1 protein-coding gene is annotated in these 1,243 nt (G+C 60.1%); it reads right to left on the reverse strand.

Translation table 11 applies throughout. The features are described from left to right. Window positions 1–254 precede the first annotated feature (254 nt). Entirely contained in the window at window positions 255–1,097 is an 843-nt protein-coding gene (locus tag HBH25_RS22955; RefSeq protein ID WP_229632013.1) for a hypothetical protein, read from the reverse strand. Window positions 1,098–1,243: the final 146 nt, after the last annotated feature.

Raw genomic sequence — 1,243 nt, forward strand, 5'->3', positions numbered from 1 at the left:
GCCACCTCTCAAAGCAATGTTTCTACCCGGAGGGGGTTACTGAAAGGGGTATAAAATTTCAGTTATTTCAAGCTATCCACAGAAATGGCCTGGGGTGGCCAACACTGGTGTGATTTTGGAGCCGATTTGCGCACTTTTAGAACCGTCCTGATGCCGCGTGCCGGTGCTTCCATCGGGGCAGAATTTCCCCTCAAATCGCAGGCGTGACAAGGCCTCCGCGTGAGCGGATAAGGTTTTCGGGCAAAGTAAGGGTGTTACTTGGTCCTGCTGGCTGCCGACGCTAACAGTTTGTCCAGCGCGCTCAACGGATCAGCAGCAGCCTTTAAGGCTCCCTGCCTTGGCGTCACAGACGGCGGTAACGGCTTATGGGCATGGCCTGGGGCCTGTTTGGCCTCGCGGGCTTCCTTGGCCTCCCAGCGCTCACGCGACCTTTCACGGCGCATCTGCTCCAGCGAATGCTTTTCCATATCGGCCATGCGCTGTTGCGCAATGTCGAGCAGCTGGACCTTGCGGCGCTTCTGTGCCGACTTCTGGACACGCTGGTACACGTAGGCCAGGCCAAGGTCTTTCCAGAACAGTTTGGTGAAGCGCACCAGGACGCGGGTACGCACCAGGTGCAAACCGTTGTCGTCCTTTTCGTCCAGGCGAATGCGCTCGACGCGGCGGTACACGTAACCTGCATCGTCCAGGGTCTTCAGCAAACGGCAGAGTGCCGGGGGTGAGATACCTGCATCCTCGGCAATGCCGCATTGGGTATTGAGAACATAGCGGCCATTGGCGGGGTCGATGTAGCCCAGCACGCTGGTGGCCAGGTCCAGGCGCACCAGGAGCTGTTCGGCTACGCGCTCGATGGCCAAGAATTTCTCACGGCGGGTACGGCGGTCGCCGTGAACGCCATCCAGGCGGCGCAGGTAGCGACCACGGTAGGCGTCCATGTTGCTCAGGCGCTCATAGGCGCTACGGATCAGGGGGTTTTTAAGTTGCTGTTCGGAGAGGTGACGGGGGGTGTCACGGCGGGCAGGGAGTTGCCGGGCCGATCTGCGCAAAGCGGAGTGGGGATCAGAGGGGGCGAGCTTGACGACCTTCAGGCGGCTCATGCTTCACCGCCTGCGGCACGGTGGCCACGTACTGGGGTGAATGCTGTCAGGTTCGGGTGTTTCTTGTTGTACAGGCTGTGGCCAGGGGATGGCACAGCCGCAGTGGAATTCTTTTCCATGGGTCCGCCGTTTAGCGGTGAGCCATT

This window comes from Pseudomonas quercus (genome assembly GCF_012033695.1).
In the GTDB taxonomy this organism is placed as follows: domain Bacteria; phylum Pseudomonadota; class Gammaproteobacteria; order Pseudomonadales; family Pseudomonadaceae; genus Aquipseudomonas; species Aquipseudomonas quercus.

Bases quoted from the DNA above. Each gene is read 5' to 3' on its own strand.
- HBH25_RS22955 (WP_229632013.1), bottom strand. From the start codon at position 1,097: ATGAGCCGCCTGAAGGTCGTCAAGCTCGCCCCCTCTGATCCCCACTCC.